The organism is Sphaerimonospora cavernae, assembly GCF_042435035.1.
Lineage (GTDB): Bacteria > Actinomycetota > Actinomycetes > Streptosporangiales > Streptosporangiaceae > Sphaerimonospora > Sphaerimonospora cavernae.
The window spans coordinates 23,960-45,881 of the sequence record NZ_JBHMQT010000053.1 but is presented as its reverse complement, the minus strand read 5'-3'; the positions used below and the strand labels follow the sequence as shown (position 1 = coordinate 45,881).

The 21,922-nt window shown below is 67.7% G+C and carries 25 protein-coding genes and 2 pseudogenes; 16 read left to right on the top strand and 11 right to left on the bottom strand.

Features of this window, described 5'->3' with window-relative positions:
* The first annotated feature begins 17 nt into the window (after positions 1 to 17).
* The 4 genes from dnaJ to ACFHYQ_RS23360 all read left to right on the top strand — a co-directional run bounded on the left by dnaJ (position 18) and on the right by ACFHYQ_RS23360 (position 5,589).
* Entirely contained in the window at positions 18 to 1,190 is a 1,173-nt protein-coding gene (gene dnaJ / locus ACFHYQ_RS23375; RefSeq protein WP_394303274.1) for a molecular chaperone DnaJ, read from the top strand.
* A gap of 4 nt (positions 1,191 to 1,194) precedes the next feature.
* A complete protein-coding gene (locus ACFHYQ_RS23370) occupies positions 1,195 to 1,542 on the top strand; it encodes a heat shock protein transcriptional repressor HspR (RefSeq protein ID WP_204015950.1) in 348 nt (115 codons plus the stop codon).
* A gap of 26 nt (positions 1,543 to 1,568) precedes the next feature.
* A complete protein-coding gene (gene clpB / locus ACFHYQ_RS23365) occupies positions 1,569 to 4,169 on the top strand; it encodes an ATP-dependent chaperone ClpB (protein WP_394303273.1) in 2,601 nt (866 codons plus the stop codon).
* Between the two features lie 97 nt (positions 4,170 to 4,266).
* The gene (locus tag ACFHYQ_RS23360; protein WP_394303272.1) at positions 4,267 to 5,589 is read left to right on the top strand and encodes a hypothetical protein; all 1,323 of its coding nucleotides are present in this window, start codon (positions 4,267 to 4,269) and stop codon (positions 5,587 to 5,589) included.
* A 90-nt stretch (positions 5,590 to 5,679) separates the two neighbouring features.
* Here ACFHYQ_RS23360 and ACFHYQ_RS23355 read toward each other — a convergent pair whose 3' ends face one another.
* Positions 5,680 to 6,207 carry a hypothetical protein gene (locus tag ACFHYQ_RS23355; RefSeq protein WP_394303271.1) on the bottom strand — a complete coding sequence of 176 codons (528 nt, stop codon included), beginning with the start codon at positions 6,205 to 6,207 and terminating at the stop codon, positions 5,680 to 5,682.
* Positions 6,208 to 6,371: 164 nt separating this feature from the next.
* On the opposite strand from ACFHYQ_RS23355, the gene ACFHYQ_RS23350 reads away from it, so the two are divergent.
* Positions 6,372 to 6,845, top strand: a complete 474-nt coding sequence (locus tag ACFHYQ_RS23350; RefSeq protein WP_394303270.1) for a hypothetical protein — start codon at positions 6,372 to 6,374, stop codon at positions 6,843 to 6,845.
* Here the strand turns inward: ACFHYQ_RS23350 and ACFHYQ_RS23345 are convergent.
* Both ACFHYQ_RS23345 and ACFHYQ_RS23340 read right to left on the bottom strand, forming a co-directional pair.
* On the bottom strand, positions 6,797 to 7,462 hold the full coding sequence (locus tag ACFHYQ_RS23345; RefSeq protein WP_394303269.1) for a TetR/AcrR family transcriptional regulator: 666 nt from the start codon (positions 7,460 to 7,462) through the stop codon (positions 6,797 to 6,799). The two genes, ACFHYQ_RS23350 and ACFHYQ_RS23345, sit on opposite strands and share 49 nt — an antisense overlap.
* Before the next feature lie 39 nt (positions 7,463 to 7,501).
* Positions 7,502 to 8,596, bottom strand: coding sequence for a CapA family protein (locus ACFHYQ_RS23340; RefSeq protein ID WP_394303268.1), 1,095 nt, complete (start codon positions 8,594 to 8,596; stop codon positions 7,502 to 7,504).
* Between the two features lie 111 nt (positions 8,597 to 8,707).
* Between ACFHYQ_RS23340 and ACFHYQ_RS23335 the strand changes: the two genes are divergently transcribed.
* From ACFHYQ_RS23335 to ACFHYQ_RS23325, 3 genes are all read left to right on the top strand, one after another.
* Positions 8,708 to 9,187: a Fur family transcriptional regulator gene (locus ACFHYQ_RS23335; RefSeq protein ID WP_394303267.1), complete on the top strand. Its 480-nt coding sequence runs from the start codon at positions 8,708 to 8,710 to the stop codon at positions 9,185 to 9,187.
* Between the two features lie 82 nt (positions 9,188 to 9,269).
* Positions 9,270 to 10,733: a catalase gene (locus tag ACFHYQ_RS23330; RefSeq protein WP_394303266.1), complete on the top strand. Its 1,464-nt coding sequence runs from the start codon at positions 9,270 to 9,272 to the stop codon at positions 10,731 to 10,733.
* A gap of 116 nt (positions 10,734 to 10,849) precedes the next feature.
* Positions 10,850 to 11,236: an ankyrin repeat domain-containing protein gene (locus ACFHYQ_RS23325; RefSeq protein ID WP_394303265.1), complete on the top strand. Its 387-nt coding sequence runs from the start codon at positions 10,850 to 10,852 to the stop codon at positions 11,234 to 11,236.
* 32 nt (positions 11,237 to 11,268) lie between these two features.
* Here the strand turns inward: ACFHYQ_RS23325 and ACFHYQ_RS23320 are convergent, their stop codons facing one another.
* Both ACFHYQ_RS23320 and ACFHYQ_RS23315 read right to left on the bottom strand, forming a co-directional pair.
* On the bottom strand, positions 11,269 to 11,469 hold the full coding sequence (locus tag ACFHYQ_RS23320) for a DUF397 domain-containing protein (RefSeq protein WP_394303264.1): 201 nt from the start codon (positions 11,467 to 11,469) through the stop codon (positions 11,269 to 11,271).
* A 30-nt stretch (positions 11,470 to 11,499) separates the two neighbouring features.
* Positions 11,500 to 12,354, bottom strand: a complete 855-nt coding sequence (locus ACFHYQ_RS23315) for a helix-turn-helix domain-containing protein (RefSeq protein ID WP_394303263.1) — start codon at positions 12,352 to 12,354, stop codon at positions 11,500 to 11,502.
* A 448-nt stretch (positions 12,355 to 12,802) separates the two neighbouring features.
* Between ACFHYQ_RS23315 and ACFHYQ_RS23310 the strand changes: the two genes are divergently transcribed.
* Entirely contained in the window at positions 12,803 to 12,964 is a 162-nt protein-coding gene (locus tag ACFHYQ_RS23310) for a hypothetical protein (protein ID WP_394303262.1), read from the top strand.
* 56 nt (positions 12,965 to 13,020) lie between these two features.
* Positions 13,021 to 13,929, top strand: a complete 909-nt coding sequence (locus ACFHYQ_RS23305) for a Rieske (2Fe-2S) protein (protein WP_394303261.1) — start codon at positions 13,021 to 13,023, stop codon at positions 13,927 to 13,929.
* Positions 13,930 to 13,945: 16 nt separating this feature from the next.
* On the opposite strand, the gene ACFHYQ_RS23300 is transcribed toward ACFHYQ_RS23305, so the two are convergent.
* From ACFHYQ_RS23300 to ACFHYQ_RS23290, 3 genes and pseudogenes are all read right to left on the bottom strand, one after another.
* A complete protein-coding gene (locus ACFHYQ_RS23300) occupies positions 13,946 to 14,185 on the bottom strand; it encodes a DUF397 domain-containing protein (protein WP_394303260.1) in 240 nt (79 codons plus the stop codon).
* Between the two features lie 24 nt (positions 14,186 to 14,209).
* Positions 14,210 to 14,785, bottom strand: a complete 576-nt coding sequence (locus tag ACFHYQ_RS23295; RefSeq protein ID WP_394303300.1) for a DUF5753 domain-containing protein — start codon at positions 14,783 to 14,785, stop codon at positions 14,210 to 14,212.
* Between the two features lie 66 nt (positions 14,786 to 14,851).
* A pseudogene (locus ACFHYQ_RS23290) lies at positions 14,852 to 15,064 on the bottom strand (helix-turn-helix domain-containing protein); the annotation flags it as partial.
* Between the two features lie 204 nt (positions 15,065 to 15,268).
* Here ACFHYQ_RS23290 and ACFHYQ_RS23285 point away from each other — a divergent pair.
* Entirely contained in the window at positions 15,269 to 15,880 is a 612-nt protein-coding gene (locus ACFHYQ_RS23285) for an ATP-binding protein (RefSeq protein WP_394303259.1), read from the top strand.
* Between the two features lie 187 nt (positions 15,881 to 16,067).
* Here the strand turns inward: ACFHYQ_RS23285 and ACFHYQ_RS23280 are convergent, their stop codons facing one another.
* Both ACFHYQ_RS23280 and aspS read right to left on the bottom strand, forming a co-directional pair.
* Complete coding sequence (locus ACFHYQ_RS23280) at positions 16,068 to 16,355, bottom strand: hypothetical protein (RefSeq protein WP_394303258.1); 288 nt, start codon at positions 16,353 to 16,355, stop codon at positions 16,068 to 16,070.
* 30 nt (positions 16,356 to 16,385) lie between these two features.
* Entirely contained in the window at positions 16,386 to 17,696 is a 1,311-nt protein-coding gene (gene aspS / locus ACFHYQ_RS23275; protein WP_394303257.1) for an aspartate--tRNA(Asn) ligase, read from the bottom strand.
* A gap of 168 nt (positions 17,697 to 17,864) precedes the next feature.
* Here aspS and ACFHYQ_RS23270 point away from each other — a divergent pair, with 168 nt between their 5' ends.
* The 3 genes and pseudogenes from ACFHYQ_RS23270 to ACFHYQ_RS23260 all read left to right on the top strand — a co-directional run.
* On the top strand, positions 17,865 to 18,137 hold the full coding sequence (locus ACFHYQ_RS23270; protein WP_394303256.1) for a hypothetical protein: 273 nt from the start codon (positions 17,865 to 17,867) through the stop codon (positions 18,135 to 18,137).
* Between the two features lie 71 nt (positions 18,138 to 18,208).
* Positions 18,209 to 18,940 carry a HesA/MoeB/ThiF family protein gene (locus ACFHYQ_RS23265; RefSeq protein ID WP_394303255.1) on the top strand — a complete coding sequence of 244 codons (732 nt, stop codon included), beginning with the start codon at positions 18,209 to 18,211 and terminating at the stop codon, positions 18,938 to 18,940.
* Positions 18,941 to 19,032: 92 nt separating this feature from the next.
* Positions 19,033 to 19,485, top strand: a pseudogene (locus ACFHYQ_RS23260) (LuxR C-terminal-related transcriptional regulator); the annotation flags it as partial.
* Here the strand turns inward: ACFHYQ_RS23260 and ACFHYQ_RS23255 are convergent.
* Positions 19,482 to 20,222, bottom strand: a complete 741-nt coding sequence (locus ACFHYQ_RS23255) for an Rv1486c family protein (RefSeq protein WP_394303254.1) — start codon at positions 20,220 to 20,222, stop codon at positions 19,482 to 19,484. The pseudogene ACFHYQ_RS23260 and the gene ACFHYQ_RS23255 sit on opposite strands and share 4 nt — an antisense overlap.
* Positions 20,223 to 20,288: 66 nt before the next feature.
* On the opposite strand from ACFHYQ_RS23255, the gene ACFHYQ_RS23250 reads away from it, so the two are divergent.
* Together ACFHYQ_RS23250 and ACFHYQ_RS23245 are read left to right on the top strand one after the other, a co-directional pair.
* A complete protein-coding gene (locus ACFHYQ_RS23250) occupies positions 20,289 to 21,077 on the top strand; it encodes an ABC transporter ATP-binding protein (RefSeq protein ID WP_394303253.1) in 789 nt (262 codons plus the stop codon).
* A 56-nt stretch (positions 21,078 to 21,133) separates the two neighbouring features.
* Entirely contained in the window at positions 21,134 to 21,880 is a 747-nt protein-coding gene (locus ACFHYQ_RS23245) for a sulfite exporter TauE/SafE family protein (RefSeq protein WP_394303252.1), read from the top strand.
* Positions 21,881 to 21,922 lie beyond the last annotated feature (42 nt).

Genomic DNA, 21,922 nt, shown 5'->3' with positions numbered 1-21,922 from the left:
TGCGAAGGATGCGATAGATGAGCACCAAGGACTACTTGGAGAAGGACTACTACGCCGTCCTTGGTGTGCCCAAGAACGCGACGCCTGAGGACATCAAGAAGGCGTACCGGAAGCTCGCCAGGCAGTACCATCCCGACGCCAACCCCGGGAACAAGGAGGCCGAGGAGAAGTTCAAGGGGGTCTCCGAGGCCTACGACGTGCTCTCGGACGCCAAGCGACGCAAGGAGTACGACGAGGCCCGCACGCTGTTCGGTTCGGGCGCCGGTGGCTTCGCCGGAACGGGAGGTCACCGGGGCGGGGGCTTCAACTTCGATCTCGGGGACCTGTTCTCCGGCGGGACCGGCGGTAGCGGCGACCGGATCGGCGACCTGTTCGGTGGGCTTTTCAACCGGGGCGGCGGTGCGCGTACGACCACCACAAGCAGGCCCAGGCGCGGCCAGGACATCGAGTCGGAGGTCACGCTCGCGTTCGGCGAGGCCGTCGACGGAACCACGGTGTCCCTCCGGTTGACCACTGCGGCGGCCTGCCCCGCGTGCTCCGGAACCGGGGCCAAGGCCGGCACCACGCCAAGGGTCTGCCCGACGTGTGAGGGCACCGGGGCCGCCAGCCGCAACCTCGGCAACTTCGCCTTCTCCGAACCCTGCCGCGACTGCCGCGGCCGGGGCCTCCTGGTCGACGATCCCTGTCCTGTTTGCGAAGGCAGCGGTCGCGGCAAGAGCACCCGCACCATTCAGGCCCGCATTCCGGCGGGCGTGGGCGACGGCCAGCGCATCCGGGTCAAGGGCAAGGGCGCGCCGGGGGAGAACGGTGGTCCGGCCGGCGACCTGTACGTGCTGGTCCACGTGAAACCGCACCGGGTGTTCGGCCGCAGCGGCGAGAACCTGACGGTGAACGTCCCGGTCACGTTCCCGGAGGCCGCGCTGGGCGCCGAGATCAAGGTGCCGACGCTCAAGGGTATGCCGGTCACCCTGCGCATCCCCGAGGGCACTCCCAACGGACGGACCTTCCGGGTGCGGGGCCGAGGCACCGCACGCAAGGACGGGACCAAGGGCGACCTGCTGGTCACCGTCCAGGTCGCCGTGCCGCAGCACCTCGACGACAAGGCCCGCTCGGCGCTGGAGGAGTTCCGGGACGCGACTGAGGGCGCCGATCTCCGCGAAGAGTTGATCAAGCAGGCCAGAAGCGAGTGAGCCGATGGATGCGAAGTTCTTCGATCTGTCCGACGACACCCCCGTCTATGTCATCTCGGTAGCCGCCCAGCTCTCCGGGCTGCATCCGCAGACCCTCCGCCAGTACGACCGGCTCGGCCTCGTCAGCCCCGACCGTACGGCGGGCCGCGGCCGGCTCTACTCCACCCGGGACATCCTGCTGCTCCGCGAGGTCCAGAGGCTGTCCCAGGAGCACGGCATAAACCTCGCCGGCATCAAGCGAATCCTCGAGCTCGAGACTGAGAACATGCGGCTGCGTGAGGAGGTCACCCGACTCAGGGGCGAGGTCACCATGATGCGCGCCATCGTGCGCTACGAACTACCACCGGCCTGACGTCCGCGAATCGAGGGGATCGCAACATGGATTACAAGCTGACGCAGAAGAGCCAGGAGGCCCTGTCCGGGGCCGTCCGGCGCGCCGCGGCGGACGGCAACCCGGAGGTGGCGCCCGCTCATCTGCTCGCGACCCTGCTGACCCAGACCGGCGGCGTCGCCGTACCGCTACTGGACGCGGTCGGCGCCGACTGGAAGCGGCTGCGGACGCGGGTGGAGGAAATGCTCGGCAGGTTGCCGAAGGCCCAGGGCGCCACGGTGAGCGCCCCGTCGAGCTCGCGCCAACTCCTCACGGCATTGAACACCGCCGCCCAGCGTGCCAGGCAGCTCGAGGACGAGTACGTCTCGACCGAGCACCTGCTGGTCGGGCTCGCGACCGACGGCGGCCAGGTAGCGGAGTTGCTCAGGGCCGAGGGGGCCGGCCCGGACGCACTGCTCGAGGCGTTCGAGAAGGTACGCGGCCATGCCAGGGTGACCAGTGAGACTCCGGAGGACACCTACCAGGCCCTGGAGAAGTACGGCGTCGACCTCACGGAACGGGCGAGGTCGGGCAAGCTCGACCCGGTGATCGGCCGGGACAGCGAGATCCGCCGCGTCGTCCAGGTGCTGTCACGCCGCACCAAGAACAACCCCGTGCTGATCGGCGAGCCGGGCGTCGGCAAGACCGCCGTGGTCGAGGGCCTGGCCCAGCGGATCGTGGCCGGCGACGTGCCGGAGAGCCTCAGGAACAAGCGACTGGTCGCTCTCGACCTCGGCGCGATGGTCGCCGGCGCGAAGTACCGCGGCGAGTTCGAGGAGCGCCTCAAGGCGGTGCTCAACGAGATCAAGAAGAGTGACGGCCAGATCGTCACGTTCATCGACGAGTTGCACACGGTGGTGGGTGCCGGCGCGGCCGAGGGTGCGATGGACGCGGGCAACATGCTGAAGCCCATGCTGGCCCGCGGTGAGCTGCGCATGATCGGCGCGACCACGCTCGACGAGTACCGCGAGCGCATCGAGAAGGACCCGGCGCTGGAGCGGCGGTTCCAGCAGGTCTACGTCGGCGAGCCGACGGTCGAGGACACGATCGCGATCCTGCGCGGTCTCAAGGGGCGCTACGAGGCGCACCACCAGGTGCAGATCTCCGACAGCGCGCTGGTGGCCGCCGCTACGCTGTCCGACCGGTACGTCACCGCACGGTTCCTCCCGGACAAGGCGATCGACCTGGTCGACGAGTCGATGTCACGACTGCGCATGGAGATCGACTCGCGACCCGTGGAGATCGACCAGCTCCAGCGAAGCGTCGACCGCCTCAAGATGGAGGAGCTCGCGCTCACCAAGGAGACCGACGAAGCGAGCCGTCAGCGCCTGGAGAAGCTCCGCGAGGAGCTGGCCAACCAGCAGGAGGAGCTGAACGGCCTGGTGCACCGCTGGGAGCGGGAGAAGGCCGGGCTCAACAAGGTCGGCGAGTTGAAGAAGCAGCTCGACGAGGCACGCGGCGCGGCCGAGCGGGCGCAGCGCGACGGCGACTTCGAGGCTGCCTCCCGACTGATGTACGGCGAGGTGCCACGGCTGGAGAAGGAACTCGCGGAGGCCACCGAACTCGCGGAGAATAGGGGGGCGGCGGAGGCCGAGCCCGAACCCATGGTCAAGGAGGAGGTCGGCCCCGACGACATCGCGGAAGTGATCTCGTCGTGGACCGGGATCCCCGCCGGCCGCCTACTGGAGGGCGAGACCGCCAAGCTGCTCCGGATGGAGGATGAGCTGGGCAGACGCCTGATCGGCCAGCAGCAGGCCGTTCAGGCCGTCTCCAACGCGGTGCGTCGGGCCCGGGCCGGCATCGCCGACCCCGACCGCCCGACCGGCTCGTTCCTCTTCCTCGGCCCGACCGGCGTCGGCAAGACCGAGCTGGCCAAGGCGCTCGCGGAGTTCCTGTTCGACGACGAGCGGGCGATGACCCGGATCGACATGAGCGAGTACGGCGAGAAGCACAGCGTCGCGCGGCTCGTCGGGGCGCCACCCGGATATGTCGGTTATGAGGAGGGTGGCCAGCTCACCGAGGCCGTCCGCCGCAGGCCGTACACCGTAGTGCTCCTCGATGAGATCGAGAAGGCACACCCGGAGGTCTTCGACATCCTCCTGCAGGTGCTCGACGACGGCCGGCTAACCGACGGCCAGGGCCGTACGGTCGACTTCCGCAACGCGATCCTGATCCTCACCTCCAACATCGGCTCGCAGTTCCTCGTCGATCCAAAGCTGGAGACCGAAGCCAGGCGCGAGGCCGTGATGGCCGCGGTCCGCGGGGCGTTCAAACCGGAGTTCCTCAACCGGCTCGACGATGTCATCCTGTTCGACACGCTTGGCACCGAGGAACTGTCCCAGATCGTGGACCTGCAGGTCTCCCGGCTCGCCGCGAGGCTGGCCGACCGGCGGCTGACGCTGACCGTGACGCCCGCAGCCTGCGACTGGCTGGCGCTGACGGGCTACGACCCGCTGTACGGCGCCCGCCCGCTGCGGCGGCTGATCCAGTCCGCGATCGGGGACAAGCTCGCCAAGGAGTTGTTGTCGGGAGCGATCCGCGACGGCGACGAGGTAATAGTCGACTCTGATCCGGCAGGTGACACGCTCAGCATCCGGGCCGTTCGGTAAGGTCTTCGCCACCATTACGGCAAGCCGACCCCGCCCAATCCCCCCGCTGCTACTTTCGGCGTTCGTTGGACTACCCAAAGCGATCAGGGGGACGTGGATGTCCAGGACGACACGAAGTAGACGAGGGCGGTGCATCGCGCTGGCGGCGGTGACCGCGGGGGTGAGCTGGCTCACAACCGGCCCGGCGATGGCGGGACCGGCGTCGGCGGCAGGCGACGGTGCGACCGCTGCCCTCGTCTGCGGGTCGGAGTCAGGCAGCAAGCAGGCGGCGAGCAACCCGACCAGCCTCACCCCGGACGGGCTCACCCTGCACGAGCTCACCCCGAGCGACCTCACCACCCTCGCCCCGGCCGCCGGGGTGCTGAGCATCACCGACGCCGCCGGCGCAGCGGCGGGCCAGGGCATGCGTTCGCTCCCCGATCGGCCCGCCACCACACTCCCTGCCGGGATCACACCGGCTTCCCCGACGCTCAAAGACCTGACTCCCGCCGGTGGCACCGCCGTCCTCCCAGCGGCGAGGGCCGGGGTCATGCCGATCCTCGCCGCGGCGCCCAGCCGTCCGGCCGTTTCCAACGCAGTCTGCCTGCCGGCCACCCCCATGTCCGCGATCCAGCGTCACCCGCGCCCGCACAATCGCGTGCACCCCATGACCGAGACGAACCCGGAACGGCACCGGCACCCGAATCCGGGCCGGCCACAGGCGCCGGACAGATCACAGACGCAGACGGGCGCCAACGCGGCCGGTCCCGTGAGCACGACCGATGCCCGGACTCCGGCCGGGGCCGCCAACCGGCCGCACGGACGCACAGAGGGACGCCGTCACAAGGCGGACGCGCGTACAGCGGGGGCACTGCCTGGGCAGGCGCAGGACCGCCCGCGCCGCAGGAACCGGGGCGGACATTCGCAGCCTGAGACGATGCGCCCGCACCAGCAGGGGGGCGTGAACCAGGCCCAGGACACCGGCGGGCAGCGGAACGCAACCCGGCCCGCCCCGCGGCAGGCACGCCCCGCCCAGCCGGGCACGGTCCGGCCGGGTACGGCCCAGACCCCCGCGCAAACGGGCGCGGCCCAGCCGGGTACGGCCCAGCCCCCCGCGCAAACGGGCGCGGCCCAGCCGGGCGCCGCTCACAACAAGCGACAGCGCCGCCACCAACCGAACGGACAGACGGGACACACGGCACCTGCCTCCACCTCGACATCCTCCGGCTCGGCGCCGGCACCGCGCCGGGTCAAGCGCGAGGGCAGGGTGCAGGAGAGCAGGATGCATGAGGGCCGGGTGTACCCGAAGGCGGTGACGGAGCAGCTGGGCACCGCGTCATCGACCCCCGGCGACATCACCACTCCCGCCCTGGCGTCGGCCACCGCGACGGGCTCCTTGGCCGACCTCGCCGGCGCAGCCGGCCGGAAGCTCCTCCCCTAGTCCAACTCCAACCGAACGCAAGCAGAATGAAAGGGGCCGTTTCACACGGCCCCTTTCGTATGCCCCTACCTGTCTGCTCCCTCGCAACGGTCAGCAGAGCAGGGCGTCGAGGTCATCCTCGGGCAGGCCGAGATCGACCCGAATGCGGTAACGGGCGCGCAGCAGGGCCTCCCTGATCGTGATTCCGGAGGGGCAGGCCAGCACCCCCTCGGTCGCCCACTCAAGGGCGGCGTCCAGGTCGTCGTAGGCCGCCAACGTCTCGGCGACGGTGAGCGCGGTGGCCGGATTCCAGCCGCCGGCCCTGACCTCGGCGATCACTTTCCGGGCTTCCTCGGCGTGACCCAGCTCGAACAGGGTGTCCGCGACCCCGGCACGGGGATCGACCGAGACCTCTCCCCCGTCTTCGATCGCGCCGCGGAACCGGTCGAGGGCGATCTCGGGCCGACCTGCCTGACGCCACTCCTCGGCGGCGAGGACGAGGATCGCCGCCCTCGACATCTCACCGGACTCGTATCCCTGCGCCAGCGCGTCGAGCCGACTTGCGAGGGCACCATGGTCATCGAGCAGCAAGGCCTGGTCGAGCAGTCGGTCCACCTGCTCCCGCGTCACGTGTGCCACACAGCCGAGGCTACCCAGGTGGGTCCATCTTCGCAGGACAACGGCAGGCATTCACGAAGCAACGGTTAGTACACGTTCGACAGCGCATCGTGTTCCATCACAGCTAACCGGGCATATTGCCCACGCCTGTCCCACCGTACGAGCCCGGCGAGGAGCGATATGCGATGTCCAAGCGAGTGATCCTGGCCCTCGCTTCCGCAGCGGTGCTGTCCGCCGTGCTCCCCGGCGTGGCCGGTTATGTGACGGCCCAGTTCCAGGCCCTCGATCGGGCACGGGAGGAGCTCGCCCGTCTCCGGACCCAACTGCGCATGATGGAGTTGACGATCGAGCCGGCGGCCGCGCAGCGGTGCCGGGACGGCGAGTCCGCCGGCCGCCGCCACCGCCAGGAAGAGAACAGCATGCAGGTCCCGACGCCCCCGCGGACGGACAGTCGGCCCTGGCAGGACGCGGCATACGATCGGACGGTCGGAGCGCCCTCCACGTGGAGCTCGCTCGTCGGTCCCACCCTCATGGCGAAGTCCGTACCGGAGCGGCCGCGTCCCCAGCCTGGCGGCGGGCCCGGCTGCTCGGTGGTCGGGGCGTACCTCGCTCAGCTCGGATTCGGCGCTTCCGCGTCCCGCAACTGCCGCGAGAGGTAACCCCGCACCAGTTGCTTCGCCTCGGCGACGATCTCCGGTGCGCCGTCGGGATCATGACGGAAGGCGAGCTTCAGCACGGCGTCCCCAGCCTCGACGGCGACGAGAATGGCACGGTCCAGCTCTTCGCTGTCCACGAGTCCGAACTCGGCGAGCAGTAACGCACGGAGGCGCCCGGCGATCACCGTGTTGTTGTCGGCCACCGAGTCGAGGAGGTTGAGATCGAAGACGTCACCGAAGTGGAGTGAGCGAAAGCCGGGAACATCCCGGTGCATCTCGACGTACTCGTCGATGATCGCGTCCACCGCGTCCCACCATCCGGCGTAGTCCTCGTTGATGAAGCGGCGCCCCACCCTCGCGACGAACATCTCGACGTTGCGCCTCGTCAGGGCGTCACTGAGGGCCCGCTTGTCCGGAAAGAACTGATAGACCGAGCCGACCGCGACTCCGGCCCGCTCGGCGACCCGGGTGGTGGTCAGCGCCTCGTAACCGACCTCGTCGAGCAGTTCCGCACACGCGTCGAGCATCCGCTCCACCCTCCGCGCACTGCGGCGCTGGGAGGGCCGGCGACGCAAGGGATCTACCGTTCGCTGACTTTCCTTAACAGGCTGGCTTGACACCCATCTATCTTGCCCCCTTGGCCCCGCCTCGGTCAGCGCTTATCCGTCAGCGGCGGAATTCGCCGCCGATCGCGTCGCCGACAACCCGGTGCAGCCCCGCAGCGCCCGATAGTTGTCCAGCGCCTGCCGCCTGGCGTCCCCCGTCAGCGGGATCGGAACGCCCCCGTTGATGCGAGCCGGCGTCCACTGGTCGCTCAGCACCTTGCGGCCGTTGATCCGCAGGGTCAGCACGCCGGTCGCACCCGTCTCCGGCCCCCAGTTGTAGAAGGCGAAGTTGCCCAGGCCGTAGTGGACATAGGCCTGGCCGGAATAGCCGCCGCCGAGCAGGACGTGCGCATGGCCGCCCACGATCACATCGGCGCCCGCCTGGATGAGCTTGTCCGCCAGACTGCGCTGGACAGGGGTGGGGCATTTGACCAACTCCGTCCCCCAATGCAGGAAGACGATGACCGTGTCGGAGTTCTTGCGTGCCTGCCGTACCACGCGGACGAGGCGAGTCTCGTCCTTGGCAGAGGCGAGGCCCGCCTTGTCCGGCCCCGCCGTCCAGGACTGGATGAACTCCGAGTCGAGCACCTGGGTGGCGCCGATGATCGACACTCGGTTGCCCTTCACCGTCGCCCGGAACGGGCGGTAGGCCTCGGTGTCGTTCTTACCGACGCCGATCACCGGGAACCGGGTCTTCTTGATCGCGGCGAGCGTGTCGGCGAGGCCGCTCTCCATGTAGTCCATGCCGTGGTTGTTGGCCATGGTCACGACGTCGACCCCGGCAGCCTTCAACGCGGTGAAGGCCGTTGCGGGCGCCCGGAACGTGTACTGCTTCCCGGGGGCCGGGGTCCCGGCGGTGGTGATGGCCGTCTCGAGGTTGAGTGCCGTGAGATCCGATTTGCGCAGGACCGCGGCGATCGGGCCGAGGGCCGTACGCGGGTCGCGGTCGAGCCGGGCGCGCAGGACGCCCTCGAAGTGCACATCGCCGGCGAACGAGATCGTGTACGGCTGAGGCCGCGGCTTGGGGGACGACGGGGCGCTGGTCGCTCGCTGCTCCACGGGGGTGGGCGTCGGCTCCCCTTCGGCGGCGGTGCATCCGGCGGAGAGGAGGAGGGCGAGAAGGGTCACGGCAAGGGGCTCACGTCTCACGGCACCCGAGCATGCCATCTCCGGGTCACGACCTGCTCTCACCGGCGGGGCGCAGAAAACTTGGTTATTTCCTTTACTTGAACTGTTCAGGTTTACTGCTAACGTGGACGTGTGCAGGACACCGACCGACTCAGACAGGCAGGGCTTCGGGTGACCGCCGCCCGGCTGGCGATCTTGCAGACCGTACGTGAGGGCGACCATCTCGATGTGGACGCCATCCACCGCGGCGTGTGTCGACGCGTCGGGCAGGTGTCCCTGCAGGCTGTCTATGACTCACTGAGCGCACTGCAACGCGGTGGACTGCTTCGCCGGATCGAGCCGGCGGGAAGCCCGACGCGGTACGAGACACGGGTGGGCGACAACCATCACCATCTCGTCTGCCGTCAGTGCGCGAGGGTCACGGACGTCGACTGTGCGGTCGGACACGCGCCCTGCCTCGAGCCGGCACACGACGCCGGATACCTGATCGACGAGGCAGACGTCATCTATTGGGGCCTTTGCCCCGATTGTCAGCTCACCAGCCCCCTTCCAGCCGATTCGGCATCGGCCGGATCCCTGTCACCGCACGAGACCCGGAGGACGGCTCTATGACGGACAGGCCCGGCCTGCCGGGCCCGTCCTGATCGCCTTGCTGGCGACGAATGAGCACGAACGATCGCAAGAGGAGCGAACTTTGGCTGCGAACAACCAGAAACCGTTGACCACCGTCGCCGGCGCACCGGTTCCCGACAACCAGAACTCCCTGACCGCCGGCCCCCGCGGCCCGATGCTCCTACAGGACGTCTGGTTCCTGGAGAAGCTCGCCCACTTCGACCGCGAGGTCATCCCCGAGCGCCGGATGCACGCGAAGGGTTCGGGCGCGTTCGGCACCTTCACGGTGACCAACGACATCACGCAGTACACCTGCGCCAAGATCTTCTCAGAGGTCGGCAAGCAGACCGAGATGTTCGCCCGCTTCTCGACCGTCGCCGGCGAGCGGGGTGCGGCCGACGCCGAACGGGACATTCGCGGCTTTGCGGTGAAGTTCTACACCGAAGACGGCAACTGGGACATCGTCGGCAACAACACCCCGGTCTTCTTCTTCCGCGACCCGCTGAAGTTCCCCGATCTCAACCACGCGGTGAAGCGGGACCCGCGCACCAACCTGCGCAACGCCGAGAACAACTGGGACTTCTGGACCAACCTGCCCGAGGCGCTGCACCAGGTCACGATCGTGATGTCGGACCGCGGCATCCCCGCGTCGTACCGTCACATGCACGGCTTCGGCTCGCACACCTACAGCTTCTACAACGCCGAGGGCGAGCGGTTCTGGGTGAAGTTCCATCACCGCACCCAACAGGGCATCCAGAACCTCACCGACGCCGAGTCCGGGGCGCTGATCGGCAGGGACCGCGAGTCCCACCAGCGCGACCTCTTCGAGGCGATCGAGAGGGGCGACTTCCCGAAGTGGAAGCTCTACGTCCAGATCATGCCGGAGGCCGACGCCGAGACGTACCGGTACCACCCCTTCGACCTCACCAAGGTGTGGTCGAAGGAGGACTACCCGCTGATCGAGGTCGGCGAATGGGAGCTGAACCGCAACCCCGACAACTACTTCGCCGACGTGGAGCAGGCCGCCTTCACCCCGGCCAACGTGGTTCCGGGCATCGGCTTCTCGCCGGACAAGATGCTGCAGGGCCGGCTGTTCTCCTACGGTGACGCCCAGCGGTACCGCCTGGGTGTCAACCACCACCAGATCCCGGTCAACGCGCCGAGGTGCCCGGTCAACTCCTACCACCGCGACGGCGCGATGCGCGTCGACGGCAACCAGGGCGCGACCCCGGGCATCGAGCCGAACTCGTACGGCCGCTGGCAGGAGCAGCCCGCCTACCGGGAGCCGAGCCAGGCCGTCGGCGCGATCGCCGACCGGTTCAACTACCGCGAGGACGACGACAACTACTACGAGCAGCCCGGGAACCTGTTCCGGAACATGAGCCCCGAGCAGCAGCAGGCGCTCTTCGAGAACACCGCCCGGGCGATCAGCGGCGCCTCGCAGGCGACCGTCGAACGGCACATCGCCAACTGCACCCAGGCCGACCCCGCCTATGGTGAGGGCGTCCGCAAGGCGATCGAGGCGCTGGCCGCCGGCCAGATCTGAGGCCTCGAGACCAGCGGGTTCTCAGGCTTCGGGGCATCGCCCCGGCGTGGTGCGCGGTCATCCGCACCACGCCGGGGCGTGCCGGATCTCGCAGACGTGTATCAGGAGAAACACTCATGGGCGACGGCGGACTGACTCCGGCGCAGGTCGAGCGCGTCGTGGCGATCGCGATGGATCTGGCCCGGGAGGGCGACACCGGGCAGTTGATGGAGTTCGTCGACCACGGACTGCCGGTCGACACGGCCGACACGGCCGCGAACACCCTGCTCATGATCGCGGCCTACCACGGGCATGCCGGGACGGTGCGCGCTCTGCTCGATCGCGGCGCGGATCCGGACCGGCGCAACGCGCGCGATCAGTCGCCCGTCGCCGGCGCCCTGTTCAAGGGCGCGGACGACGTCGTGGCCGTGCTTCGCGAGGTGGGCGCCGACCTCGACGCGGGTACGCCGAGCGCGCGGGCCGCAGCCGCCATGTTCGGCCGGGAACACCTGCTGGCCGATTGAACAGCGAAGCCGTCTCCACCCCGCGTGCCAGGTCAGAGGTCGAATTCGCCGTCCTTGACGCCCCCGATGAACGCGTCCCATTCGGCAGGGGTGAAAACCAGCACGGGGCCGCCTCGGTCCTTGCTGTCGCGCACTCCGACATGACCGTCAGGCAGGGTGGCGACCTCGACGCAGGCGCAGTTGTTCGCGCTCCGGCTGCTCTTACGCCAGCCGGGCAGATCAGTTGACTTCATTTAGATATCGGTCTCCCCGCCGCGGGCTCGTCACCAGCGGCTGATGGTCTTCTCTATGTGTTTCCGGGAGGCGCGCGCATCGAGCGCCTTCGTTTCGAGGTAGTCGAACGCGACCTCGTAACGATAGACGATCGCCTCATCCTCGATCAGACGCCCGCCCAGGAGTGCCTCCAGGTACACGACGTCGTGAAACTCCGGCAGTTTGAGGTGAGAGAACGCCCCGGTGTTTATCGGGTGCTCCGCGTCCAGCGGGAGGACCCGCAGCGCGACATGCGGGAGTTCGGAGACTTCGACCAGACGCCGGAGCTGTTCCCGCATGACCTCGCCGCCGCCGAACGGGCGCAGCAGGACCGACTCCTCCATGACGACTGAGAGCTCGGGCGGGTTCTCCGCGTGGAGGACGGCTTCCTGCCGGGCAATCCGGACCTCGATCCGGCTCCGGAGACCGCCGGGCGCCTCCAGAGTGCTCCGCTGTCCGCTCTCCATCATGGCCCGGACGTACGACTCGGTCTGGAACAGACCCGGCACGACCTGGGGTTCCCAGCTGCGTGCCATGACGGCCTCGGCCTCCAGCCCCAGGAAGGTCGTGTATTCCTTGGGCAGGGAGTCCCGATACTCCTCCCACCAGCCTTTTCGGTTGGCGTCGCGATGCAGGGTGAGCAGCTCTTGGCGCTGGTCAGAATCTACCACGTAGATCACCAGAAGCGCCTCTATGTCGCTCTCGCGTGGCGAGGTCCGGGCGGTCTCGATCCGGCTCACCTTCGCCGCCGACCAGCCCAGCCGTTCCGCGACCTGGTCCCCGGTCAGCTCGGCGCGCTCCCTCAACCGGCGAAGTTCCTGGCCGAGCCGCCGCCTGCGGACGGTGGGACTGCCACGGTCCGGCATCCCGACCGACCTCCTTCACCGCGCCGCACCTACCCCCGAAAGGCTACCCGTTCACTCTGATGCAACTTGCACCGCAATCAGCAGTGCATGCCGAGAAGATCCTTGCAAGTTTCCTTTCGTCAAGTATTGCAGCGATATCCGTCCTGAGTCACGATCGGTACAGAGACGGTGTCTTCCAACCTCGAGTCCGCTCAACCACTGAGTCCGCTCAACCGCCAAGTCCGCTCAACCCTCGGGTCCAGCGGTCTCAACGGGAACACCGCCTCACGGGAATCGACACGATCCCAGGGGGAATCGGCACATCCCAACGGGGATCGACATGGCCGGGCCGAAGGCTGCCGACCCTCGACCCGGCGAAAGCACCTGAGAACTCCACCGCGAAGCCATCCGAAAGGAGTCTCCTATGCCTCCCAACGGTAGCAACTGGCTGTTACTAATCAAGACCCACATGAATCTGGCAGATCGGGCATTATGCGCGGATCAGGATAAATGGGCGCAGGAGCTGCGATGGACCGTCAACCGCACCGGCTTCGGCGCGCGCCTCTACCGCGACCCGCGCTTCGACCTGGTCCGAGAGGTCGAGGAGGTCGGCCGCCGCTTCTCGGCGTGACCCACCCGTGAAGGCTCCCCGATCGGGGGTACGGGACCGGTGTTAGGGGGCCGAAAATGGAAGAGACGACCAGGTCGCGGCGCGCGGGCCGACCCCGGCTGATCCGGTCCGCCGATCTCCTCGACGGGCTCGAACGGACCACCACCCTCGACCGGCCGATCTACAAGATCTCCAAGGCCATATGCCGCAGGCTGGGCACGGGCAGGTTACGCGACACCCTGCACGGAGTCCCCATCGGGCACCCGCTGCACCCGGCGGGGGCCATGACGACCTTCGGCTGCTGGATGGCCGCCGCCCTGCTGGACTTCTCCAGGGCCGACCCACGGGCATCGCGCATGCTGATCGCCACCGGGCTCGGTACGGCGCTGCCCACCGCCGCCGCCGGGCTCACAGACTGGTCGGCCCTCCACCGGGAGCAGCAGCGCGTCGGCCTGGTACACGCTCTGACCAATATCACGGCGGCCGCGTTGTACACGGGCTCGCTGCTCCTGAGAGTGGCCGGGCGGGAGCGGGCCGGACGGGCCCTGGGGTACGCCGGGCTCGGCGCGGCGAGCGCGGGCGGCTACCTCGGCGGCCATCTCGCCTACCGGCAGGGGGCGGGCTCCAACCACGCCCAGCCGGTCAGTCACCTCATGCCGCTCGGCTGGCACGACCTGTGCACGCTCAAGGACCTGCCGAATGGACGGCCGGTCCGGCGACGGCTGGGCTACATCGACCTGTTCGTGCTGCGCCTGGGCGACGGGGTGAGCGTGCTGGCGGACGACTGCTCCCATCTCGCCGGCCCCCTGCACCAGGGCCATGTGACACCCGACGGCGGCGAACCGTGCGTGGTGTGCCCGTGGCACGGCAGCGTCTTCCGCATCTCGGATGGCTCGGTGGTGCACGGCCCGGCCACCGCACGGCAACCGTCCTTCAAGACCCGCCTGCGTCAGGGTGGCATCGTCCAGATCCGTCCCGCCGAATGACCGGCTCGCGGTACTGCTACGACATCGTGTCGCAGTCGAACTCTCCGTCCTTGACTCCGGCGACGAAGGCTTCCCATTCACTCGGCGTGAAGACCAGAGCAGGGCCGTCCGGGTTCTTGGAGTCTCGCAGCGCGAACAGGCGTTCGCCGCTCTTCGGACCGTCGGTGCTTGAGACGACGGCTACCTCGACGCAGTTCCCGCCGTTATTGCTGTAGGTGCTCTTACGCCATCCGGCAGGGGGCAACTTGATCTTCATCCCTGCACCTTCATTGTTCGCGCGTCACATTTCCTTCGACACCTGAGCGAGCAGGCTCCGAGTCTGATCAGGGTCAAGGGCCTTCGCGCGCAGGTGGTTGAAGACCAGGTTATACCGCTCGATCGCCGCCGGTTCCTCTATGTAGAGACTGCCGATCTGGTTCTCCAGGTAGATCACGTCCGGGTCCGCCGCTTCAGGGAACCCGAGCACCACGAACCCACCGTCCATCGCCGGGTGAGGCCCGGCCGCGAACGGCAGGACCTGCAAGGTGATGTTGGGGCGCTCGGATATCGCCGAGAGATGGGCGATCTGTGCTTTCATGGTGGCCCTTCCGCCGACCGGACGACGAAGAGCCGCCTCGTTCATGATTGCCCAGAGTTGCAGGGGGTCGGTTCCCGTGATCCGCTGCTGCCTGGCCTGCCGGAACTCGATCTTCCGATCGACCTCCTCTTCGCTGGAGGCATTCGGTGCGGTGCTGATGTAGGCGCGGTAGTAGTCAGCAGTTTGGAGCAGCCCGGGCACAAGCTCGGCATCGTAGCTTCGGAGCTCCGCCGCTTCAGCCTCCAGGCCCACGAACACCTGAAACCACTCAGGGATCACATCTCCGAACGAATGCCACCACCCGCGTTGCCGCGCTTGCCGAGCCAGGACGAGCAGTTCCTCCCTGGCGTCACCGTGGACCTCGTATACGTCGAGAAGCGCTCGCAGGTCGATGGGACGGATCCCCCGGCGCCCTGTCTCTATGCGGCTGATCCACGAGGGATCCACGTCAAGCCGCTGGGCCACGGCCTCAGCGGTGAGCCCGGCCTCCTTGCGGAGGCGGCGAAGCTCACTGACAAGCCGTCTGCGTCGCACCGTGGGACTGCTCCCCGCGGCCATGTTCCCCCACCTCATCCCTGACTGCGGTCCCGCCCAGGAAGGGTCTCGCAGCCGTACGGCAGGCGGCAACCTGAAGAGAACTTTGGCATATTGCCAGTAACAGCATGTCAAAGACAGTAGGTTATTTGGCAAGTTGCCAATCGAGCGGCCCGGCAAGCCCCTTCATGCCGATGACAGCGCTACGGAGACGACGCGGTGATGAGGATGCGTGATCAGCGGCAAGTCGAGTCCATGTCGCAAGCCCAACTGGATCGGGGCATGCGATGCGTCGAGGAGTCCCCCTCGCTGGTGCCGTCCTTCACGGGGGCCAGTGGCGATGGTGGCACGATGAAAGGCCACAACCGAGAGCGAGACCACAAGGCACCAACTGAATCCATGGAGGCGCTGGCGGATGGAAGATTCCGTGCCCTACGGTTGCTGGGCCAGGCGGAATTTCCTGGGCGCGCCCCGTCTGTGAGCCAGTCCCGCAGTTGGGCGCGCGGCCTGCTGGCCGAGGTGGCTAGCAAGGAGGTCGTCGACGATGCGCTGCTCCTGCTGAGCGAGATCGTGACGAACGCCATCTGCCACACCGACTCGGGACGTGAACCAGATGGGCGGGTCACAGTGCATCTCGCCATTGGAAACGGAAGCGTTCGCGTCGAAGTGATCGACGGTGGCTCCGGGATGAACACGCCTACCGTATGCGAGCCGACCGAGGACGGCGACAGAGGTCGTGGCCTATGGATGGTGGAGCGCATCTCGGATGCCTGGGGGTCGCACTTCGATGCCGAGGCAGGCGGAGCGGTATGGTTCGAGATCGCGTATGGCGCAGGGTAAGTAACTCCCGCGCCTGCCCGTCAGGCCTGCGCGCAGCGGTGCAGTTGGCTCACACCCCTTAGAGATGGAAAGCTCAACCGGCACCGCCGCGCTCCGTCAGCCACTTTGAGTACGGATGTGTTGCGTACGACCTGCACTTGCCCCGGACAGACATGGCCAGGTCAGCACCGATGCGACTTGGCCACGCTCAATTCGCGGAATCCCCTGGCTGGGCAGCCGGCGAGAGCCAATCATCCGGCCAACCCTCTCGGCGCCAGGGAAACTTGCTTCCCGGCATCTCCATGTCAGCCAGATCCATGTTGGCGGCATTGGCGGCGAGCACCGCGACATATTCGACATCCGCGGTCGCGAGTGTCCATCGCTTGCCTTGTGCATCCACACAGTGGATCATTCCCCAACCGGTGGACGTCGCTCGAAGCCCCACGATGTCACACACACGGCGATAGGCCGTACCCATCGTGACAGGGGTGAGCAACGCGTACTCCCTCGCCAGCAGCATGACCGGCTAGGGAGTCAGGCGGTTCGGGCCGCGGAAGAGGAAGGTCGCCTCGCGGATCGAATCGAGACCAAGCATGACCATGAGCATTCGGCCCAGGCCCGCCCCGAAGCCGCCGTGCGGGGGGCATCCGTACCGGAAACAGTTCATGTAGTCGGCCATCGGCTCGATGTTCATGCCCTTCTCGGCGGCCTGCTTGCTCAGGACGTCGTAGCGATGTTCGCGCTGCGCTCCTGTCGTCACCTCCAGTCCCTTCCAGAGCAGGTCGAAACTGAGGGTCAGGTCTGGCCGACCTCCTGGACGCATGTGGTAGAAGGGACGGACGCTCGCCGGGAAGTGCGTAACGAACACGAACTCGTGGCCGGTCTGCTCGGCGATGTGAGCAGCGATGCCACGCTCACCCTCCGGGTCGAGGTCTTCCTTCTGATGCTCTGGATCCCAGCCCTTGTCTCGAAGGATCTCGATCGCCTCCGCCATGGTGACACGAGGGAATGGGATGGCGGGAATCTTCACCTCGGTACCGTAGACCTTCGCGATCTCGTCTCCGTGGACGTCCGCCACCTTCTGGAGAGCATGAGCGAGCATGCCCTCTTCAAAGGCCATCACGTCGTCCAGACCCTCGATCCACGCCATCTCGGCATCGACACCGGTGAACTCTGTAGCGTGCCGGGAGGTGAAGGACGGCTCCGCCCGGAACACGGGACCGATCTCGAAAACCCCTTCTATGCCTGCCGCAATGGCCATCTGCTTGTAGAACTGAGGCGATTGCGCGAGGTAGGCCGTCCGATCGAAGTAGCCGACCTTGAAGACCTCCGCGCCCGATTCCGAGGCAGTCCCCATGAGCTTCGGGGTGTGCATTTCGGTGAAGCCACGCCCGTAGGCGTACTCGCGCATGCCCTGTTCGAGTGTGGTCTGCACGTCGAAAACCAGTCGCGAAGCCGGACGCCTGCGAACGTCGAGGAACCGCCAGTCGAGACGGTGCTCCAGCCCGGAGTTCTCATCGATCGGCAGTGAAGGCTCGGCTTGGCCGAGAACCTGGATGTGCTCGGGAATGATCTCCACTCCACCGAGGTTCACGATCGGGTTGTCGACGACTCGGCCGGTGATGGCCACGGCGGCCTCGTCGGAGAGGGACTCGATCACCTGCTCCAACTCGTCGCCTTCGCCCTCCCGCTTGTGAGTGACCTGAGCCATGCCAGTGGCATCGCGAAGGATGACGAACTGGACCTTGCGCTGCAACCGCAAAGCGTTTATCCATCCGCATACGGTGACAGTCTGGTCGATATGGTCACGTAGGTCGCGAATCGGCGTCCTGGGCATAATGGGGTGCTCTCCGGGTCGTATGAACAGATGTCGGGTAACTGAGAGACCGTAGCCACTATGGCCCGCTGGCTACCCAGAAACCGTGAGACCTATACGTTATAGCGCCTGGCGGATCACGGCATCCCATGACACCTTCTGTAAAAGTTCCCAAGAGAAGGGGTCTAGATGACGCTCACAGTTGGGTTACGGGGCTACCCGGAAGCGGTACTCGCCGCTGATGTCGTCACGCTCGATGTCAACAGCGGTGTCACAGCCGGAGCGGTGGTCCAGAGCCTGGCCCGCACTTCATCAGGGCTTGGCGAAGCGCTGATCCGCCCCGATGGCGAACCGCGTCAGGCCGCCAAGGTCCTGGTCGACGGCACGCTCGTCAGCCATGAGACACAGATTCGTACCGGCAGTTCGGTCACCGTCGTAGCCGCCCTTCCCTGCGACGGCTGAGCGAGCACTTCAAGTCCAAGGCGGCGCGGTTGACACCCGCGCCGCCGTCCCATCACCAATGAGGAATCTCGATGGATTTTGTGGACACCCGGTACAACCGGCAGGAACTCATGCCCCAACTCGGTTCCGAGGCCCAACGTCGCCTGAGTAAGGCGCGTGTCGTGTCCATCGGAGCCGGTGGTGTCAAGTCGCCGATGCTTTACTACCTCGCTGCGGCAGGCATCGGAAATCTTAGGATCATCGACTTCGACCGGGTTGAGCTGAGCAATCTCAACCGCCAAATCCTTTTCACCACGGACGACATCGGCCGCAACAAGGCCGAGGCCGCCCGAGACCGACTTCGCCTGCTCAACGACGAGATCGACATCGAATCGATCGCCGAGCGCGTGGACGAGACGAACATCGGCGACCTGCTGCAGGGATTCGACGTCGTTGTGGAGGGCGGGGACTCCCTCGCGGGTCGCCAGCTCGTCAATGATTATTGCGTCCGTGCGAACGTACCCATGGTCCACGTGAGCGCACAGTATGGTTACGGGTACGTGCTCACATGCCTGCCCGGACGAACCGCCTGCTTCCTCTGCGCCTTCCCTGATCTGCCGAAAGGGCATGGCGGCAGTGTTCCGGTGTGGGGCGTGGCGACCGGAATCGCCGGATGCCTGGGCGCTGGAGAGGTCATCAAGCTGACGGCAGAAGTCGGCAGACCCGTGACCAACGGCTACCTCACCTTCAGCGTCTTTCCTGGCAGCTTCGACTTCATCCCCGTCGAGCGCCGCCCCACATGTCCAAGCTGCGGCACACGTTAAAGCGTCTCCCTGCCAGCCGCTGATCGGTTCACTCGGCACAGAAACTCAGGCGTGAGGATGTCGGCAGGCTGTCCTTGGACACGCGGGAGCTGCGGGTGATCGTCTTGACCTCGGCCGACGACCGCGGCGACGTGGCCCTGGCCATGCGCGCGGACGCCGCCGGCTTCCTCTACAAGGACGTCGACCCCGCCGCCCTCGTGCAGGCGATCCGCGCCGTGCACGGCGGCCAGGTGCTGCTCGCTCCGGAGGCGGCGGCGGCCGTGCTCACCCCGCCCGGCACGACAGGCGCGGGGCCGGGCTCGGCGGCACCGCACGACCCGGTGCCCGATGGGTCTGCTTCCGATGATCGGGGGGCCGCGCTCACCGAGCGGGAGTGGGAGGTGCTCAAGCTGATCGCCGGGGGCCACTCGAACCGGGAGATCGCCCGCGAGCTCGTCGTGGCGGAGAAGACCGTGAAGACCCACGTCTCCAACGTGCTCATGAAACTCGGCGTGCAGGACCGGACCCAGGCCGCCCTCTACGCCGTCCGGCACGGCCTGGGTTAGGCCTCTCCCAGCGCGTGATGGGCGGCGACGCGGGCGCGCCGTACGACCCGGTCGAGATCGCGCAGGGCCTCGCCGCGTGCGGAGATCTGCCCGGCGGTCAACCCGCGTTCGTCGGCGAGGCGCAGCGCGAGGGCGAGCCGTGCGGCGAGGGCGCCGACGCGGTGGGCCCGCCCGGGATAGCCGGGCGCGAGCGTGCCTTCGGCGTCGTCCCCGCCCTGGAAGGCCGCGGGGAAGCCCTGGGCCGGGCCGGTGACGGCGAGCAGCGCTTCGGTGGCCGACCGCATGGCGGCCGTGAGGGCCCGCTCCGCCTCGGCGAGCGACGGCAGGTCGGGGGGCGTGGTGGACGCCTCGTGGACGGTCCAGCGGATCCCGGAGTATGACGATCCGCGCCGGTCCTCGCCCGGCACGAGGCCGAAGCACCGATCGGGCAGCACGGCGATCGCGGCCTGGCCGGCGTCGATGGCGACGCCGTTGAACGCGGGGGGACCGGTGAGCCCCAACGGGTCGCCGGGCACCGGCAGGGCCAGCCGTAACGAGCTCAGCCCTTCGATCCGCCGGTCCATCAGGAACGCGCGGAGCGTGCCCTCGTCCATGCCGCTCGCCGTGTGGGCCGCCACCACTTGGGGCCCGGCGGCGCCTTCCAGCCGGTCCACCACGACGTCCAGTCCGGTATGCCCGGCCAGCCAGGCGTTGCCCCAGGAGACGAGCGTGGCGGAGACCGGTGAATCGTTGCGCACCCGATCCACGATATGCGCTTCACCTGCCATAGTTTTATGGCAAAGAACCTTGGGAGGGGGGCCACGATGGGCGGTCAGGTGCTTCGGTTTCAGGACGTGGCCGTCCGCAGGGACGGAGCCGTCCTGCTGCGGGGCATCGACTGGAGCGTCCGGGAGGATGAGCGCTGGGTCGTCATCGGCGCCAACGGGGCGGGGAAGACGACCCTGCTGCAGGTGGCCGGGGCGCTGCTCTATCCGTCGGAGGGCTCGGTAGAGGTCCTCGGGGAGCGGCTGGGCCAGACCGACGTGTTCGAGCTGCGGCCCAGGATCGGCCTGGCCAGCGCCGCGCTCGCCGAGCGGATCCCGCCGGATGAGAAGGTCATCGATCTCGTGCTGACCGCGTCGTACGCGATCCTCGGCCGGTGGACCGAGGAGTACGACTCGCACGACGTGACCCGGGCCGTGGAGCTCATCGACCAGTTCGGCTGCGCCCATCTGATCCGCCGCAGGTTCGCCACCCTGTCGGAGGGCGAGCGCAAGCGCGTGCAGATCGCCCGGGCCATGATGCCGGATCCGGAACTGATGCTGCTCGACGAGCCGGCCGCCGGGCTCGACGTGGGCGGCCGGGAGGATCTGGTACGCCGCCTGGGCGCGCTGGCCAAGGACCCCAAGTCCCCCACGATGGTGCTGGTCACCCACCACGTCGAGGAGATCCCGGCCGGGTTCACCCATGCGCTGCTGCTCCGGCACGGCTCGGTGGTCGACCAGGGCCCGCTCGAGTCGGTCATGTCCGTGGACAACCTGTCCAGGACCTTCGGCGTGCCCCTCTTCCTCGACCGCGGCCGGGAAGGCCGCTGGTACGCCCGCCCCCAGTGATTTCGCATACGGACGTTTCCCTAGAGTCGGGGGAAACCGTATGAGGGAGTAAGCGAGTGACGCCGTTGGAGGCGGTCGCGGTGTTCGCGGCCGGGGTAGGGGCCGGGGGCATCAACGCCGTGGTGGGATCGGGGTCGCTGATCACGTTTCCGACGCTGCTGGCCCTGGGTTTCCCGCCGATCGTGGCCAACGTCTCGAACAACATAGGGATGGTGCCGGGCGGCATCACCGGGGTGGTGGGCTACCGTTCCGAGCTCAAGGGCCAGCGCGACCGGCTCATCCGGCTGGGGACGGCCTCGGTGCTCGGCTCGCTGGTCGGTGGTGTGCTGCTGCTGTGTCTTCCGGAGAAGGCGTTCCAGGTCATCGTGCCGGTGCTCATCGGATTCGCCTGCGTCCTGGTCGTGGCGCAGCCGAGACTCAGCCGGTGGCTCGTCAAACTCCGCGTGCATCCCCACGGCGGCCCCTGGCTGTGGCTGGGCGTGCTCGGGGCGGGGGCCTACGGCGGCTATTTCGGCGCAGCGCAGGGAGTCGTCCTCATCGGGCTGCTCGGGCTCTTCCTCGACGAGGATCTCCAGCGGATCAACGCGGCGAAGAACCTGCTCTCGCTGCTGGTCAACGCGACCGCCGCGGTCCTGTTCACGTTGATCGCAGAGGTGGACTGGTCGGCCGTGCTGATGGTGGCGCTCGGTACGGCCGTGGGCGGGTTCCTCGGCGCGCGGCTGGGCCGCCGGCTTCCCCCGGTGGTCCTGCGCGGCTTCATCGTCGCCGTCGGAGTCGCCGCGATCGTGAAGCTCGTCTCCTGAAGCGGAAATCGCGCGGGCCTCGGACCATCGGCTTAGGGCGCC

Excerpts from the sequence above, each read along its gene's own strand:
- ACFHYQ_RS23265 (WP_394303255.1), top strand. The coding sequence starts at position 18,209 with ATGGATTTTGTGGACACCCGGTACAACCGGCAGGAACTCATGCCCCAA.
- ACFHYQ_RS23325 (WP_394303265.1), top strand. The coding sequence starts at position 10,850 with ATGGGCGACGGCGGACTGACTCCGGCGCAGGTCGAGCGCGTCGTGGCG.
- ACFHYQ_RS23320 (WP_394303264.1), bottom strand. The coding sequence starts at position 11,469 with ATGAAGTCAACTGATCTGCCCGGCTGGCGTAAGAGCAGCCGGAGCGCG.
- dnaJ (WP_394303274.1), top strand. The coding sequence starts at position 18 with ATGAGCACCAAGGACTACTTGGAGAAGGACTACTACGCCGTCCTTGGT.
- ACFHYQ_RS23300 (WP_394303260.1), bottom strand. The coding sequence starts at position 14,185 with ATGAAGATCAAGTTGCCCCCTGCCGGATGGCGTAAGAGCACCTACAGC.
- clpB (WP_394303273.1), top strand. The coding sequence starts at position 1,569 with ATGGATTACAAGCTGACGCAGAAGAGCCAGGAGGCCCTGTCCGGGGCC.
- ACFHYQ_RS23315 (WP_394303263.1), bottom strand. The coding sequence starts at position 12,354 with ATGCCGGACCGTGGCAGTCCCACCGTCCGCAGGCGGCGGCTCGGCCAG.
- ACFHYQ_RS23270 (WP_394303256.1), top strand. The coding sequence starts at position 17,865 with ATGACGCTCACAGTTGGGTTACGGGGCTACCCGGAAGCGGTACTCGCC.
- ACFHYQ_RS23310 (WP_394303262.1), top strand. The coding sequence starts at position 12,803 with ATGAATCTGGCAGATCGGGCATTATGCGCGGATCAGGATAAATGGGCG.
- ACFHYQ_RS23370 (WP_204015950.1), top strand. The coding sequence starts at position 1,195 with ATGGATGCGAAGTTCTTCGATCTGTCCGACGACACCCCCGTCTATGTC.
- ACFHYQ_RS23250 (WP_394303253.1), top strand. The coding sequence starts at position 20,289 with ATGGGCGGTCAGGTGCTTCGGTTTCAGGACGTGGCCGTCCGCAGGGAC.
- aspS (WP_394303257.1), bottom strand. The coding sequence starts at position 17,696 with ATGCCCAGGACGCCGATTCGCGACCTACGTGACCATATCGACCAGACT.
- ACFHYQ_RS23305 (WP_394303261.1), top strand. The coding sequence starts at position 13,021 with ATGGAAGAGACGACCAGGTCGCGGCGCGCGGGCCGACCCCGGCTGATC.
- ACFHYQ_RS23360 (WP_394303272.1), top strand. The coding sequence starts at position 4,267 with ATGTCCAGGACGACACGAAGTAGACGAGGGCGGTGCATCGCGCTGGCG.
- ACFHYQ_RS23285 (WP_394303259.1), top strand. The coding sequence starts at position 15,269 with ATGCGTGATCAGCGGCAAGTCGAGTCCATGTCGCAAGCCCAACTGGAT.
- ACFHYQ_RS23350 (WP_394303270.1), top strand. The coding sequence starts at position 6,372 with ATGTCCAAGCGAGTGATCCTGGCCCTCGCTTCCGCAGCGGTGCTGTCC.